The sequence below is a fragment of the Phreatobacter sp. GW821-FHT04C01 genome (assembly GCF_059420385.1).
This window is the reverse complement of the sequence record NZ_JBWKTP010000002.1, coordinates 975472-992057: the sequence shown is the minus strand read 5'-3', so window position 1 is coordinate 992057 and position 16586 is coordinate 975472. Positions and strand designations below refer to the sequence as shown.

The window sequence follows — 16586 nt, the reverse complement described above, 5'->3', positions numbered from 1 at the left end:
GGCAAACGAAACGGCGGCAGCCGGCAGCATGGTTCCGGCGGATGCCGGCAACCCGGCAAAGGCGCCCGACGCGATCAACGGCAGCGTAGCCGAAACCTCCGGTCATGTGCCGCAGGCGAGCTTCGCCGCGCTGTTCGTCGGCTCGATCGGCGTCGTCTATGGCGACATCGGCACGAGCCCGCTTTATGCGTTTCGCGAAGCGCTCGGCGGCGCGCTCGGCCATCCGACCGGACCGCTCACCGCGATCCCGCGCGAGACGGTGCTTGGTGTCCTGTCGCTCATCCTGTGGGCGCTGATCATCCTGGTGACGATCAAATATGTGCTGATCCTGCTGCGCGCCGACAACGAGGGCGAAGGCGGCACGCTGACCCTGATGGCGCTGGCCCAGAAGGCGCTCGGCCGCGGCCGCACCTCCATCGTGGTCATGGGCGTGATCGGCGCCGCGCTGTTTTATGGCGACGCGGCCATCACCCCCGCCATTTCCGTGCTGTCGGCCCTGGAAGGCCTCAAGCTCGTCACCCCGGTCTTCGACCCCTATATCCTGCCGATCACCACCGTCGTCATCGTGCTGTTCTTCGCGGTGCAGAGCCACGGCACCGCCCATGTCGCACGCTTCTTCGGGCCGATCATGATGACCTGGTTCATCTGCATCGGGCTCGCCGGGCTCATTCACATCCGCGACGATTTCGGCGTGTTCTGGGCCTTCAATCCGGTCCACGGCGTCCATTTCCTGCTGACTCACGGCACGCTCGGCCTGGTCGCCCTCGGCGCGGTGTTCCTGGCGGTGTCGGGCTGCGAGGCGCTGTTCGCCGATCTCGGCCATTTCGGCCGCCGGCCGATCCAGAACGCCTGGCTCGGCGTGGTCTTTCCCTCGCTCACCCTGAACTATCTCGGCCAGGGCGCCATGGTGCTCGCCGACCCCTCGACCGTGCAGAACCCGTTCTTCCTGCTGGTGCCGAGCTGGGGCCTCCTGCCCATGGTCGTCCTGGCGACCATGGCCACCATCATCGCCAGCCAGGCGGTGCTGACCGGCGCGTTCTCGCTGTCGCGCCAGGCGATCCAGCTCGGCCTGCTGCCGCGCCTCAAGGTGATGTACACGTCCGAGGAACATGCCGGACAGATCTACCTGCCCTTCATCAACTGGATGCTGCTGGTCGCCGTGCTGCTGCTGGTCCTGTCGTTCAAGACCTCGTCGCATCTGGCCTCGGCCTATGGCATCGCGGTCAGCGGCACCATGGTGGTCACCTCGATCATGGCCTTCGTGGTCATCCGCCACGTCTGGAAGTGGAGCCTTCTGGCCACGGCCTGCCTGATCGTGCCGTTCCTGATCATCGAGTGGGTGTTCCTCGGCGCCAACCTGCTGAAGCTGCTCGAGGGCGGCTGGGTGCCGCTGCTGTTCGGCGGCTCGATCATGTTCCTGATGCTGACCTGGCGCATGGGCACCCGGATCCTGGCCGACAAGACCCGGCGCATCGAGGTGCCGCTCGCCGACCTGATGAAGAGCTTTGAGAAGCGCCCGCCGCACCGGGTGCCGGGCACCGCCGTGTTCCTGACCTCGGAACACGCCTATGCCCCCGCCTCGCTTTTGCACAACCTCAAGCACAACAAGGTGCTGCACGAACACAACGTGTTCCTGGCGGTGAAGAGCGTCGGCCTGCCACGCGTGCCGGATGCCCAGCGCGTCTCCTACGAGAAGCTCAATGACAGCTTCTCCAAGCTGGTCATCAAGTTCGGTTACATGGAAACGCCGCATGTGCCCAAGGCGCTGATCGCCTGCAAGAAGATCGGCGTGAAGTTCGACATGATGTCGACCTCGTTTTTCCTGTCCAGGCGGCACCTGAAGGCCTCCGGCAAGCTCGGCATGCCGCTCTGGCAGGACTATGTGTTTATCGGCATGGCGGTGAACGCCAATTCCGCGACCGACTATTTCCACCTGCCGACCGGCCGCGTGGTCGAGGTCGGCACCCAGGTGACGATCTGAAGCCGGACGAGGCCCCTGAGGACCGCGCAACGCGCACGGCCGGCGCCGGCCGTCTCCCTGAGGCCTAGCGCCAGGTGGACGGGTCCGGCGGCCAGGACGGCCTGATGGGCGCGATGCCGGCCAGCGACGGCGGCGCGGCGAGCGGTTTCATCGGCAGGGCCGCGCATGTGCCGCTGCGCTGGGCGATGCAGACCTTGCCGAAGCAGCCGAGCGTCGGCATCGGCACATGGCTCGCCAGGGCCTCGCGATAGATTACCGTGTTGAACGCCGGCGCCTGTGCCGCGAAGTCCTCCCCGGTCGCGGCCTGATAGAACGGCACGCGCTGGTGGAACGAGACATAGCCGCCCGTGTCGGACCAGCCCAGGCCATAGGTGCCGATACCGCAGACCGACGGCAGCCGCGACACCGCCAGCGAGGCCTGCGCTTCGTCGCGGTTGGCGAACCAGGCCAGCCCGTCCGGCGCCAGCGCGACATAGCCCGCGAACCGGCCGAGCAGGAACAGGACCAGCAGCCCGATCCCCGCCCCTGTCCTGGCGCGCGACAGGGGCCGTCCGTCACCGCCGCCGAAGGCGCCGTGCCGGATCAGCCAGTCGACGCAGCGCACCAGCCCGAAACCCGCCAGGATCTGCAGAAGGAACAGCGCCGGATAGAGGAAGCGCAGCTCCTTATGGGCGATCAGCTGGTGGGCCAGGACAATGGCCAGAGCCGCGCCCAGCAGCAAGGGGTTGAAGCGCCAGCCCATTACGACCAGGAACAGCAGCACCGCGCTGGCACCACCCCAGGCGATGATCAGGTTGACCGCATAGAAGGACGGCGGATTATCGCCGAAGAAAATGCCCACGCCGTGGGTCACGTTATAGGTGTAGTTGTTCCAGTAGGAAACGAAGGGCGTGCCCCAGGTCGCCCAATCGACCGCGCCGGCCGCGGCCATGGCGACGATGCCGCCGATGACGAAGGGCACGACGCGCCCGAGCGGCCAGCGGACCAGCGCCCAAATACCGACGAAAGCGACGGCCGGCGCCAGTTGCAGCCGAATGGCCATGGCCAGCACCAGCAGGAAGCCGGCCGCGGCCAGACGCGCGCGGCTGGTCACCTCGCGACCGGGAAAAGCCAGGAAAATGGCGATGATCAGGAGATGGCCGCCGACCACTTCGGTCAGCGCCTTGGCACCGAAATAGACCAGGTCCGGCCCGAACACCGTCAGGGCCGTCGCGACGCGCGCGCCGGTCAGCCCGAACAGCCGATAGGCCCAGAGGAAAGCGCAGACGACCGCCGCCGCGCCCAAGGCGCTGAGCACCCCCGCGATCGCCGGCAGGTAGATGGCCGGCCCGTCACCGACGAGGCGCGCCGCCTGCATGACGCCGGCGAGGAAGCCCGGCAGCAGCCATGAGCGCACGCCGTGCTCGAATTCCCAGGGCACGAAACCGTAGCCGTAGACGAGGCGATGGGCCTGCTCCAGCGTCTGGAAGATCTCGTCGGGCTGATGAATGTTGGGCAGGAAGACCGCCGGCACCACCCGCAGAAGCCAGGCGCCGAGAAACACCATGACCATGACGCCGAGCGGCGGCGCCTTGTCGTTTTCGGAGGTGATGAACAAGGCCCGGCCCCGCAGCGATGACCCGTCGACCCGCGAATCGGACGGCACGGCTTAACCTGCGGCATCGGCACCGCGCGAAGCAACCATCGCCTGCCGCGACCGTCTGGCGCGCCAGCCCTCGCCCGCTTGCGGCGCCGGGCAGGGGCTGAACGGAGGCCGGCCCGTCAATTCGCGCCGAAATGCACGGCACGCTCCGACGCAGCCCCCTCATCCGTGAAGACGCGGGCAAGGGTTCGCGCGGGCCCGCTTCACCGGGCCCCCGCCCCTATTCGGCCGCCTGGCTCATCGAACGCATCAGGCCGGGGTCGTAATTGAGCACCGGCGCCAGCCAGCGCTCGGCCTCTTCCACCGTCCAGCCCTTGCGCGCGGCATAGTCGACGACCTGGTCGCGCTCGACCTTGCCGACGCCGAAATATTCGCTGTCCGGGTGCGAGACATAGAGCCCCGAGACCGACGAGCCCGGCCACATGGCGCGGCTCTCGGTCAATTGCACGCCGATCGCCTTTTCGGCATCGAGCAGGCGGAACAGCGTGTCCTTCTCGGTGTGGTCGGGCTGGGCCGGATAGCCCGGTGCCGGCCGGATGCCCTGGTACTGCTCGAGGATCAGCTCCTCGTTCGACAGGCCCTCGTCGGGCACGTAGCCCCACAGCTCCTTGCGCACCAGTTGGTGCATGCGCTCGGCGAAGGCTTCCGCCAGCCGGTCGGCCAGCGCCTTGGCCAGGATCGAGGAGTAATCGTCCTTGGCCGCCTCGAAGCGCTTGGAAACCTCGTCCTCGCCGATGCCGGCGGTGACCACGAAGCCGCCGATCCAGTCGGGCTTGCTGCCCTTCGGCGCGAAATAATCGGCAAGCGCGATATGGGCGCGCTCGCGGCCTTCGCGCCGGGCGATCTGCTGGCGCAGCGTGTGGAAGGTCGCATGCGAGACGGTGCGCGTCTCGTCGGTGAACACCGCCACGTCGTCGCCCACCGCATTGGCCGGCCAGAAGCCGACCACGGCACGCGCCGTGAACCACTTCTCGCCGACGATGCGCTGGAGCATGACCTGCGCGTCCTTGAACAGGCCGCGCGCCGCCTCGCCCTGCTTCTCGTCGTCGAGAATGGCGGGGTAGCGGCCCTTCAGCTCCCAGGTCTGGAAGAACGGTGTCCAGTCGATGGCGGCGACCAGGTCGGCGAGATCGTAGTCGTCGAACACCCGGGTGCCGGTGAAGCTCGGCTTCGGCGGCTGGTAGTTCGCCCAGTCGAGCTTCAGGCTGTTGGCGCGCGCATCGCTCAGCGCCAGGCGCTGCTTGGTCTGTTCGCCGCGCAAATGGGCATCGGCGATCTTGGCGTATTCGGCCCGGATGTCGGCGACGAATTTCGGCTTGTTGTCACTCGACAGCAAGGTCGAGGCGACGCCCACCGCGCGCGAGGCATCCGCCACATAGACCGCCTGGCCACGGGCATAGTTCGGGTGGATCTTCACCGCGGTATGGACGCGCGAGGTCGTGGCGCCGCCGATCAGCAGCGGCACGTCGTAACCCTGGCGCTCCATCTCGGCGGCGACATGGCACATCTCGTCGAGCGAAGGCGTGATCAGCCCGGACAGGCCGATAATGTCGACCTCGTGCTTTTTCGCCTCGTCCAGGATGCGCTGCGCCGACACCATCACGCCGAGATCGATGACCTCGTAATTGTTGCACTGGAGCACGACGCCGACGATGTTCTTGCCGATGTCGTGGACATCGCCCTTCACCGTCGCCATCAGGATCTTGCCGGCGGCCGGCTTGTCGACCAGGCCGAGGTCGCGCTTCTCCTGCTCCAGGAACGGCTGGAGATAGGCCACCGACTGCTTCATCACGCGCGCCGACTTGACCACCTGCGGCAGGAACATCTTGCCGGCGCCGAAGAGGTCGCCGACATGGTTCATGCCGTCCATCAGCGGGCCTTCGATGACGTGCAGCGGCCGGGCCGCCAGTTGGCGCGCCTCCTCGGTGTCCTGCTCGATGAACTCGGTGATGCCGTTGACCAGCGCATGGGTCAGCCGCTCGCCGACCGGCTTCTCGCGCCAGGCCAGATCGACCACCTTGGCCTCGCCCTTGCCGTGGCCACGGAACTTCTCGGCCACCGCCAGCATGCGCTCGGTGGCTTCCTTGCTGCGGTTGAGGACGACGTCCTCGCAGGCGTCGCGCAGTTCGGCGTCGAGGTTCTCATAGACCTGCATCTGGCCGGCATTGACGATGCCCATGTCCATGCCGCGCTTGATCGCGTGGTAGAGGAACACCGAATGCATGGCCTCGCGCACCGGCTCGTTGCCGCGGAACGAGAAGGACAGGTTCGACACGCCGCCCGAGATATGGGCATGCGGCAGGTTCTTGCGGATCCACTCGGTGGCTTCGATGAAATCGTTGCCGTAATTGTCGTGCTCCTCGATGCCGGTGGCGATCGCGAACACGTTGGGATCGAAGATGATGTCCTCGGGCGGGAAGCCGACCTTGTCGACCAGGATGTCGTAGGCGCGCTTGCAGATCTCGGTCTTGCGCTTGAACGTGTCGGCCTGGCCCTGCTCGTCGAAGGCCATGACCACCACCGCCGCGCCGTAGCGCAGCACGGTCCTGGCATCGGCAATGAACTTCTCGCGGCCTTCCTTGAGCGAGATCGAATTGACGATGCCCTTGCCCTGCAGCCGCTTCAGGCCCTGCTCGATCACCCCGAACTTGGAGGAATCGACCATGACCGGCACCTTGGCGATGTCGGGCTCGGAGGCGATCAGGTTGAGGAAGTCGATCATCGCCTTCTCGGAATCGAGCAGGCCTTCATCCATGTTGACGTCGATGATCTGGGCGCCGCTCTGCACCTGGTCGAGGGCGACGGCGAGCGCGGCATTGTAGTCGCCATTGGTGATCAGCTTGCGGAAGCGGGCCGAGCCGGTGACGTTGGTGCGTTCGCCGATATTGACGAAGGGGATTTCCGGGGTCAGCACGAAGGGCTCGAGGCCGGACAGCCGAAGCCTGGGCTCGATCACCGGAATGGCGCGGGTCCTGAGCCCCTTCACCGCCCTGGCGATGGCCGCGATATGGTCGGGCGTCGAGCCGCAGCAGCCGCCGACGATATTGACGAAGCCGGAGGTGGCGAATTCGCCGACCAGCTCGGCCATCGCTTCCGGGCTCTCGTCATAGAGGCCGAATTCATTGGGCAGGCCGGCATTGGGATAGGCGCAGACCAGCGTATCCGCGACCTTCGACAGGGCGTGAATATGGGCACGCATTTCCTTCGCGCCGAGCGCGCAGTTGAGCCCGATCGAGAACGGCTTGGCGTGGCGCAGCGAATACCAGAAGGCATCGGTGGTCTGGCCCGACAGCGTGCGGCCGGAGAGATCGGTAATGGTGCCGGAGATCATCACCGGCAGCTTGACGCCCTTTTCCTCGAACACCTCGTCGACCGCCACCAGCGCCGCCTTGGCGTTCAGCGTGTCGAAAATGGTCTCGATCAGGATGATGTCGGCGCCGCCGTCGATCAGGCCGCGGGTCTGTTCGGCATAGGCGTCGCGCAATCCGTCGAAGGTCACCGCCCGGAAGCCGGGATTGTTGACGTCGGGCGAGATCGAGGCGGTGCGGTTGGTCGGCCCGAGCGCGCCGGCGACGAAGCGGCGCCGGCCGTCGCGGCTCTCGGCGGTTTTCGCCGCCGACTTGGCCAGACGCGCGCCCTCGTAATTGAGCTCATAGGCCAGATCCTCCATGCCGTAATCGGCCTGGGCGATCGAGGTCGACGAGAAGGTATTGGTCTCGACCATGTCGGAGCCGGCCTCGAAATATTCGAGGTGGATCGCCTCCACGACGTCGGGCTTGGTCAGGATCAGGAGGTCGTTATTGCCCTTCAGGTCGTGGGCCCAATGGGCGAAGCGCTCGCCGCGAAAATCCGCCTCGTCGAACTTGTAGCGCTGGATCATGGTGCCCATGGCGCCGTCGAGCACCAGGATGCGCTCGGCGGCCGCCTTGGTCAGGGCGGCCAGCACGTCGGGTCCGTTGGCATGGCGCGGCGGAAACTGGGTCATTTCGGACACTCAAAGCTTTGAGGCACTAAAGGCGCGGAAGGCGAAGGCAGTTCAGGCCGCGGCGGCGGTGCTTGCCGCCTCGCCCTCGGGCCGCAGCCCCAGGAGATGGCAGACCGCATAGACGAGATCGGCACGGTTCATCGTGTAGAAATGGAACTCGGTGACGCCGCGATCGACCAGGTCCAGCACCTGCTCGGCGGCCACCGAGGCGGCGATCAGCTTGCGGGTCGCCGGATCGTTCTCCAGCCCCTCGAAGCGGCGGGCGAGCCAGTCCGGCACGCTGGCGCCGGTGCGCGCGGCAAAGCCGGCGGTCTGCTTGAAATTCTGCACCGGCACGATGCCGGGCACGATCGGGATGGCGATGCCGGCGGCGCGCGCCCGGTCGAGATAGCGCAGATAGACCTCGTTATCGAAGAAGAACTGGGTGATCGCCCGGGTCGCGCCGGCATCGACCTTGCGCTTCAGCATCTCGATATCGGTGTCGATCGAACCGCTTTCCGGATGCTTCTCCGGATAGGCCGAGACCGAGATCTCGAAATCGCCGATGGCGCGAATGCCGGCGACCAGCTCCGGCGAGCCCTCATAGCCGCCGGGATGGGACGCGTAGGCCGTGCCGAGGCCGCCGGCGGGATCGCCGCGCAAGGCCACGATATGGCGCACGCCCGCCGCCCAATAGTCGCGAATGACCTCGTCGACCTGGGTCCTGGTGGCGGCGACGCAGGTCAGGTGCGCCGCCGGCTTCAGCGCGGTCTCCTTGATGATCCGCTGAACCGTCGAATGGGTGCGCTCGCGCGTCGAGCCGCCGGCGCCATAGGTCACCGAGACGAAGGAGGGCGCGAGCGGCGCCAGCCGCTCGATCGATTCCCACAGCGTCGCCTCCATCTCGTCGTTCTTCGGCGGGAAGAATTCGAAGGAGACCTTGAGCCTAGAGCGCGAAACGTAGCGGCTGGGCCTGTAGGAGGTGGACATCAGACGACCTCGACGGCTGGAACGCCCGGCAGCGCCGGGGCATCGGTCACAAGACGCGGGTCGCGGGCGACCCAGATGGAAACGGTGAGCTGGTCGTCGCCCTTGTGATCGGGCGCCAGGCTGCGGAAGGCGGTCGGCTCCAGGCCGGCCGCGCTCATCCAGCCCTCGACAACGTCGCGGCCGAAGCCGAGGCGGCGGTGCGCCTGGCTCTCGCGCAGGAATTCGACGTCATGCGGGGCGAAATCGACGATCACCAGCCGGCCGCCGGGGCGCAGCACGCGGGCCGCCTCGCGCACCGCGCGGGCGCCGTCGTCGAGGAAATGCAGCACCTGGTGAATGATGACCGCGTCATAGGCGTCGCGCGGCAGCGCCAGGGCATAGATGTCGCCGGCGCGGACCGAGCAATGGCGGATGCCGGCACGGTCGAGGGCGGCGCGCGCCAGCGTCAGCATTTCCGGATTGGCGTCGATGCCGAGGCCGCGGTCGATCTCGCCGGCGAACAATTCCAGCATGCGCCCGGTGCCGGTGCCGAGATCGAGCAGCGCGCGGACCGGCCGGCCCGACAGCGCGTCCTTGACGGCGCGCTCGACCCGTTCCTCGGCGACATGCAGCGCGCGCAGCTTGTCCCATTCGGCAGCATGGCGGCGGAAGAAGGCCTGGGCCTCCTCCGAGCGCTTGGCGCGCACCTCGGCCAGCCGTTCGCGGTCGCTGGTCAGGATCGGATCGGTCGGGTCGACCAGCGTCACCAGGGCTTCCACCGCCCGCGCCCCGGCACCCTCGCCGCTCGCCCGGAAAAAAGCCCAGGAACCTTCCTTGACACGCTCGACCAGACCGGCTTCGAGAAGCAGCTTCAGGTGCCGTGAAATGCGCGGTTGCGACTGACCGAGAATATCCACCATATCGGTGACCGTGAGCTCGGCTTCCGCCGCGAGCGCCAGGAGCCGCAGGCGTGTCGGCTCGCCCACCGCCCTGAGAACAGCAACGGCGTCGTCGAATGAATGGGCGCGGATAGCGGCGCTGGGAGACTTCGGCACGGGCGTCACTCACATATAAAGATATCTTTATGCCGTTATCGCGAAACTGACAAGAGGCTTTCGCGAAGGGTGTCTTTCCGGCAGGAGCAAATTCCCATTTGATCCCTCTTTGTTCTTGTTTTGGCCGTTAACGAATGGTACCTGTCGGGGCATGGGACGCACATCGGCAAGCAGCGCGGCACGCAACTCGGCACGCTTGGACCCCGGCCTCGCGGACAAGCTGAACGCCGGCGGCATGGAGGCGGCCGCGGCGGCCTTGTTCGGCACGCGCACGGCGCGCGCGCTCGACCTCGCCTCCGGCCCGGCGATCGGCGAGGACCGGCGGCGCGGCCGGGGCACGCTGACCAATGCCAGCGGCCGTTTCGAGAAGCAGGAGCGCGAGGCCTATGACGACGGCTGGGGCACGCTCGACGACCTGCCGGAGCTCGCTACCACCGTCCAGGAGGAGAAGGCGCGGCGGATCATCACGCGCAATGACAGCCCGGACCTGTCCTTCGACCGTTCGATCAATCCCTATCGCGGCTGCGAACACGGCTGCACCTATTGTTTCGCCCGGCCGACCCACGCCTATATGGGCCTGTCGCCCGGCCTCGACTTCGAGACCCGGCTGTTCGTCAAGCCGAACGCGCCCGAACTGCTGGAGAAGGAGCTGGCCGAAGCCGGCTACCAGCCGCGCACCATCGCGATGGGCACCAATACCGACCCCTATCAGCCGATCGAGAAGCGCTGGATGCTGACCCGCCGGATCCTGGAGGTGCTGGAGCGGACCAATCACCCGGTCGGCATCGTCACCAAGAGCCACCTGGTGACCCGCGACATCGACATCCTCTCCCGCATGGCCGCGAAGGGGCTGGCCAAGGTGGCGCTGTCGGTGACCACGCTGGACCGCAAGCTCGCCCGCTCGATGGAGCCGCGCGCCGCGACCCCGGCCAAGCGGCTGGAGGCGATCCGGCTGTTGTCGGAGGCCGGCATTCCCACCGCGGTGCTGGTGGCGCCGATCATTCCGGCGGTCAACGATGCCGAGATCGAGCGCATCCTGGATGCCTGCTACCATATGGGGGCGCGTGAGGCCGGCTATGTGATGCTGCGCCTGCCGCTGGAAATCCGCGACCTGTTCCGCGAATGGCTGGTGGCCAACCGGCCGGACGCGGCCCGCCATGCCCTCTCCCTGATCCGCGACGTCAGGGGTGGCAAGGACTATGACGCGACCTTCCACCTCAGGCAGAAGGGCGAAGGGCCGATCGCCTGGATGATCGGCCGCCGCTTCGAGGTAGCCTCGCGCCGCCTCGGTTTCGACAAGCGGCGCTTGCGGCTCGTAACCGAATTGTTCACACCTCCCGAGCGAAAAGGACCCGCGGCGGCCAAGCAGCTGAGCCTGTTCTGAGCCACGACGGCGGCAGCCGGCCATCCGCCCGGTGATGTGCGACGCCCCCAGCCGCGGATCTTGAATCAATCTGTGAAGCGGCTGAATCATAGTCTCGCCCACGAAACAGCCCGAATCATTCTCTGAATTCTTCGACTCAACGGCTTGATCGGACGCGGTTTCAGCCGCAAAGCTGAACCAGTCCCGCAAGCGGCGGAACGCTCCCGTCCCCGCCGCCGGCTGCTTCATCCAACCTGTCGACACGACCGAATTCCGAGTTCCGCATGGCCATCCAGATCCCGTCCTTCTCGATCGAGCGGCGCGCCATCGCCCAGGGATTCGTGCCGGTGGCCGGCGTCGACGAAGCCGGTCGCGGACCGCTGGCCGGGCCGGTGGTCGCCGCCGCCGTCATTCTCGATCCCGATGCCATTCCCGACGGCCTTGCCGATTCCAAGCAGCTCGACGAAGCCGCCCGCGAAACGCTCTATGTCGCCGTCATGGCGTCCGCCCGCGCGGTCGCCATCGCCTCCGCCTCGCCCGCCCGGATCGATCGCACCGACATTCGCAAGGCGACGCTTCACGCCATGGCGGAAGCCGTCTGCCGGCTCGGCGTGGCCGCCCGCCACGTGCTGGTCGACGGCCGCGACCTGCCCGCCCTGCCGCTCGGCATATCCGGGGAAGCGATCATCGACGGCGATGCCCTGGTGGTCTCGATCGCCGCCGCCTCGATCATCGCCAAGGTCCACCGCGACCGGCTGATGCGCCATGTTGGTGCAACCTACCCGGCCTATCGCTTCGAAGTGCACAAGGGTTACGGCACGCGCATCCACCGCGAAGCGATCGCGGCGCACGGGCCGACCGCCCATCACCGCATGACCTTCGGGAGCCTCAGGAATCGATGACCCAGCCGGGCGACCCGTCCACCCCGCAGATCGTCGGTTCGATGAACGTCAGTCTCGACGGTTTCGTCGCCGGCGATGGCGGTGACTGGCCCCGGCCCTTCGAAACACCGGATCCCGGCCACGGCCGGTTCCTCGCGGGCGTCGGCACCGTGGTCATTGGCCGGGCCACCTATGAGCGCAGCCTGGCGCTGGCCGGCGGCTTTCCCTTCGCCCGCCACGACGTGCTGGTCGTAACCTCGGCGCCGCTCGCCATGCCGCAGCCGCGCGTCGCCGCCTGGACCTCCGGCGTACCGGCGCTGATCCGGCATTTGCGGGCAAGCGCAGCTTCCACCCGTCCGGCCTGGATCGCCGGCGGCCCTTGCCTGCAGAACGCCTTGATCGCGGCCGGCGGCATCGACCAGCTCGACCTCTTCGTCATTCCCATGCTGCTCGGCGACGGCGTCCCGCTCAGCCGTGGCCTTGCCGCGCGGGCCCGCCTCGACCTGGTCAGCTCCAAGGTCCTCGGCGCCGGCATCGTGCGCCTGCGCTATCGGCCGCCGGAGGTCAGCGTCGCGGCGTGAGGCCACGGCGCCGAGGCCGAGCCAGCCGCCCCATCCATCATGGCCGTGCTTGTCACGGCCATCCACGTCTTTCCGTGGGCAAGGCAATTCGTGGATGGCCGGCCCGAGGCCGGCCAAGACGAACAAGCGCTGCGCCTGGCCCCGGCCCTCCGCCCCGTCAGAACCGGAGGCCGAAGGTCCCCTTGACCGTCTGGTCGGTGACACCGGAGCCGAACTGGCCACCATAGGAAAGCCCGAGCGTCGCCGCCGGCGTCAGCCTGACGTCGAGGCCGGCCTCGACGACCGCGGCATTCCCGGCGATCGGCGCCCCGGAGACCGAGAATGCGCCGCCGCCAGCGAAAGCGAGACTTGCCGCCGGCACCGTATCGCCGAACGCATGGCGCCAGCCGAGCGTGCCCCGCGCGGTCACGGCCACCGCGCCCAGCATGAAGTCCGACGCGGCGCGCAGGCCGAGTGTCGAGAAGGTGACGCCGCTCGCCTCGCCACGGCCGGTCAGGGCGGCAGCCCCGCCCTTCTCGCCGAACCCATCCGCCGACAGGTGGACATAGGCGAGATTGGCGAAGGGTTCGAAGGCCAGCCGGCCGACCAGCGTTGCTCCGAGTGCGATGCCGTAACCGAGCTCGCCGAAGACCTGGGTGGTGGCGGCCTTATAGCCGGCCTTCAGGCTGTCGCCGAAGCCTGAGAGGGCGACGGTGCGGCTCGTCGTGACGTCGTGCCACGTATAGGCGGCACCGGCGCGGAGCGCCAGCGCGCCCCATTGGCCGCCGCCATAGGCGCCGAGATGGATATTGTCGCTCGCCCCCGACGAGGCGCGCTCGCGCGCGTTGAAACTCGACCGGCTGTAGCCGGCCACGAGGCCGAGCCGCCAGGCGTCGAGAACCAGGCCGTCGGCGCCGATCAGGAAGCCGCCGGTCGAGCGGTTGAGACGGGCGGCATTGCCATCGCCATTGCTCCGCCCCCAGGAACCGAAGCCCTGGCCCCACAGCGCGAAGCGGTCGGTGGTGGCGGACGCGCTCGCCGGCCCATCGGCGGCATAGGCGGTGACCTGGCCACGCCCCGCGCCGGCGGCCCCGAAGGCCGCGCGCAGGCGGCCCATCGCCGCGTCGCGCACGAACCGGCTGTCTTCGATCAGCACGCCCCTGGCGCTGGCATGGATCTCGCCGGACAGGCCGTCGAAAGCCGCGCGGGCACCGGCGGCGCTCGCCTGCTGGACCACCGCGTCGTAGAGACCGTTGCCCGCGCCGCGCGCCTCGACCGCGCCGCCCGTCGCGATCTGGTTGCGCGTGACGCCGGCCGAGGCGAAGGCCAGCTGGTTGCGGCCGATGTCGAGATAGACGTTGTTGGCGTCGGTGCTCAGGCCGAGGCTGATGAAGACGAGGTCCTGTGTGACGCCCGAGAAGGTGCCTGTCACCCCGGCCGCGGCGGTCAGGATGGTGTAGCGTGTGCCCGGCAAATAGGTGCCCGGGGCCTTGACGACATCCACCGTGCCGCCGGCCAGCGTCGCGGTGCCGGTGGCGGCGATCCTGTCGCTCCGTCCGGCCGTATCGATCTCGACCTGGTAACGCGAGCCGGCGGCGAAGGCCACGTTGCCCGCGACATTGAGCGTGCCGATCGAATTGCCCGGCGCCAAGGTGGCGCCGGCGCCGACCGTCACCCCTGACACGGTGCCGCTGCCGCCCAGCGTGCCGCCGGCGCCGAGCGCCAGCGCTCCGCCGAGAGAGCCGTTGACGACCAGCTTGCCGCCGGACACCGAGGTTTGGCCGGTGAAGCCGGAATTGTCGGCGGTCAGGATGGTCGTACCCGACCGCTGTTCGATCGTGCCCGCGCCGATGATTTGCGGCGCGAAGACATAGGCGCTGTCGGTGTGGTTGAAATTGAGCGTGCCGGCGCCCCCGGCAAATCGCAGCCCCGCGGCTTCCAGCGTGCCGGCCGCGACGGCGGCCGAGCCGGCCGCCGCGCCGATATTCACCGTGCCGGTGCCCCCATGGGAACCAAGGGTGACGACACCCGAACCGGCAGTCCCGACCGACACCTTGCCGCCATCGGCAATGGTCAGGATGCCGGTCCCAAAGCCGCCTATACCGAGCGTCCTGGCCGTCAGGGTCGAACCCGCGCCGCTGACGACGACCCTGCCGGTAGCGCTACCGTCACCGACGCCGGTATCGCCGCTCGAAACGGCACCGCCATGGCTGATCGTCAGTGTGCCGTCGCCACTCGGAGCGATCATGAGGAAATTGGCGATGGTCCATGTCGAGCCGGGACCGGTTACCGTCACGACGCCGTTGGAACCGCTATAGAGACCGATGCTCGCCGCGTCGCTGACCACAGTCGCGCCCGCCGAAACGGTCATGCTGGCGCGTCCCCAGATGCCGACCATGATCTCGTTCGAGTCGGTCCAGGTCGAGCCCGCCCCCGTGACGGTCGCGGCGCTGGTCGTGTCCATATAATAAGCGAGGAAAGCGCCGTCCGAGAGGACACGGCCACCGCCGGCGATCGTCATCGAACCGTTGCCGAACGTGAGCGGGCCGGAAACGGTCCAGACGGGCGAGGTCGGCGCGCCCGGGTCGACTTCGCCCGATATGCTGACGCTTTGCGCCCCTGCCCGGTCGAGGCAGCCGAGCCCCAGGGCCAGGATCGAGCAGCCCGCAAGAGCCAGGGCGCGCAGACCGCTGCGGGAAGAAACGCGCCCCTCATCGTGCCCGGTTCCCAGCCTCCGGGGCAGCCATGCCGTGGTCCCCGCAGCCGCCCGGCTCCGCGCCCGTGTTCCGTTCGAAGTCATGCTGATCAATGCCCGGAAACCGCATTCGGCGGCGTCCGCCCTTTCGCGCAACCGCCACCGGGCCGCGGTTGCGGCTGCGACGGTCGCTTGGTTTCCTGATGTCGTGGAACTTGAGTCTCAATCCGTGCAAAGTGATGACAATCATTCCGGCAATGAGTCAAATTCACTGAGATCAAAATTCAATGAGAAAAACGCATAATCAGATCCCCCGGCCCCGTCGCGGCAGAGGAAGTCGTGGATGGCCGTGACGAGCACGGCCATGACGGATGGGGCATGACGGTTTCGACGCCGGCCTCGGCGGCGCGACGGGCGCCCGTTTCTTCGTCTTGGCCGGGCCTGTCCCAGCCGCCCATGCATTGTCTTGGTCGGGAGAGACGTGCCGGCTTGCGATCGTTTCGGAGTGAAACAGGTCGCGCAAAGCTCTTCCGTCTTTCGCGCCTCGCCGCGGTTCTGCGATCCGGGATGATCGGGCCCCGGCCGTGACACGCCCGGCCATGACCACTCGCGCCTACAGCCCCAGCACGGCCTTGATGGTCAAGAGGTCGCGCCAGGCCTGGCGCTTGGCGATCGGACTGCGCAGCAGATAGGCCGGGTGCAAGGTGGCGATCACCTGGATCTGGCGGTCGCCGACGGCAAAGGGCTGCAGCCGGCCGCGCGATTTCATGATGCCCTTCAGTCCCATCAGCGTCTCGGTCGAGGGGCCGCCGACGCAGACCAGCAGGTCGGGCGCCTTCAGCTCGATCTGGCGGCGGATGAAAGGCTCGCAAATAGCGATTTCCTGAGGCGTCGGCGTGCGATTGCCGGGGGGCCGCCACGGAATGATATTGGCGATATAGGCATTGGTCTTGCGGTCGAGCCCGATCGCCGCCAGCATCCGGTCGAGCAATTGCCCGGAACGGCCGACAAAGGGCTTGCCGGCGAGGTCCTCGTCCCGGCCCGGCGCCTCGCCGACGAACATCACCCGCGCGTCGCGCGCGCCGTCCTCGAACACGGTGCGCGAGGCGGTCGCCTTGAGCGCGCAACCGTCGAACGATTCGAGAATGCCCTTGAGTTCGTCGAGATCGGCGGCCGAACGCGCCGCCTCGCGCGCCGCATAGACCGCCGCGTCGGGGGCCGGCGGCGATCCCACCGCGCTGACCGGGACCGGCCGGATGGCCGGCGCCGACGCGCGCCCATTGCCCGGCTCGTCGCGCGCCGCCGAACGTTGCGCGCTGATCGCGGCCTGGCGCGCCGCCAGCTCCGCCTCGCCCTCGGCGAAGCGGTCGACGGCCTCTTCGCAGAGCGCCATGTCGACACCGGCATCCCGATAGAAGACGAGCAGCGCCTCGATGGCGTCTGGGGTGAGTTGCTGAACCATGACGCCATCATAAG

The 16586-nt window shown here is 67.9% G+C and carries 9 protein-coding genes and 1 pseudogene; 4 read left to right on the top strand and 6 right to left on the bottom strand.

Annotated elements, in window-relative coordinates; all coding sequences use genetic code 11:
* Positions 1-28: 28 nt before the first annotated feature.
* Entirely contained in the window at positions 29-1981 is a 1953-nt protein-coding gene (locus tag AC07WJ_RS11650) for a potassium transporter Kup (RefSeq protein WP_494934774.1), read from the top strand.
* A gap of 64 nt (positions 1982-2045) precedes the next feature.
* On the opposite strand, the gene AC07WJ_RS11645 is transcribed toward AC07WJ_RS11650, so the two are convergent.
* The 4 genes from AC07WJ_RS11645 to AC07WJ_RS11630 all read right to left on the bottom strand — a co-directional run bounded on the left by AC07WJ_RS11645 (position 2046) and on the right by AC07WJ_RS11630 (position 9611).
* A complete protein-coding gene (locus AC07WJ_RS11645) occupies positions 2046-3626 on the bottom strand; it encodes a glycosyltransferase family protein (protein WP_494934726.1) in 1581 nt (526 codons plus the stop codon).
* Between the two features lie 217 nt (positions 3627-3843).
* On the bottom strand, positions 3844-7608 hold the full coding sequence (metH, locus tag AC07WJ_RS11640) for a methionine synthase (protein ID WP_494934725.1): 3765 nt from the start codon (positions 7606-7608) through the stop codon (positions 3844-3846).
* Positions 7609-7659: 51 nt separating this feature from the next.
* The gene (gene metF / locus AC07WJ_RS11635; RefSeq protein WP_494934724.1) at positions 7660-8577 is read right to left on the bottom strand and encodes a methylenetetrahydrofolate reductase [NAD(P)H]; all 918 of its coding nucleotides are present in this window, start codon (positions 8575-8577) and stop codon (positions 7660-7662) included.
* The gene (locus AC07WJ_RS11630; protein ID WP_494934723.1) at positions 8577-9611 is read right to left on the bottom strand and encodes an ArsR/SmtB family transcription factor; all 1035 of its coding nucleotides are present in this window, start codon (positions 9609-9611) and stop codon (positions 8577-8579) included. Before AC07WJ_RS11630 ends, metF begins: the two co-directional genes overlap by 1 nt.
* A 162-nt stretch (positions 9612-9773) precedes the next feature.
* Between AC07WJ_RS11630 and AC07WJ_RS11625 the strand changes: the two are divergent.
* The 3 genes and pseudogenes from AC07WJ_RS11625 to AC07WJ_RS11615 all read left to right on the top strand — a co-directional run bounded on the left by AC07WJ_RS11625 (position 9774) and on the right by AC07WJ_RS11615 (position 12436).
* Positions 9774-10995: pseudogene (locus AC07WJ_RS11625) on the top strand (PA0069 family radical SAM protein).
* Positions 10996-11258: 263 nt separating this feature from the next.
* On the top strand, positions 11259-11876 hold the full coding sequence (gene rnhB, locus AC07WJ_RS11620; protein WP_494934722.1) for a ribonuclease HII: 618 nt from the start codon (positions 11259-11261) through the stop codon (positions 11874-11876).
* On the top strand, positions 11873-12436 hold the full coding sequence (locus AC07WJ_RS11615) for a dihydrofolate reductase family protein (protein ID WP_494934721.1): 564 nt from the start codon (positions 11873-11875) through the stop codon (positions 12434-12436). Before rnhB ends, AC07WJ_RS11615 begins: the two co-directional genes overlap by 4 nt.
* Before the next feature lie 157 nt (positions 12437-12593).
* On the opposite strand, the gene AC07WJ_RS11610 is transcribed toward AC07WJ_RS11615, so the two are convergent.
* Entirely contained in the window at positions 12594-14936 is a 2343-nt protein-coding gene (locus AC07WJ_RS11610) for an autotransporter outer membrane beta-barrel domain-containing protein (protein WP_494934720.1), read from the bottom strand.
* 787 nt (positions 14937-15723) lie between these two features.
* On the bottom strand, positions 15724-16572 hold the full coding sequence (locus tag AC07WJ_RS11605) for a uracil-DNA glycosylase (protein ID WP_494934719.1): 849 nt from the start codon (positions 16570-16572) through the stop codon (positions 15724-15726).
* Between the last annotated feature and the right edge of the window lie 14 nt (positions 16573-16586).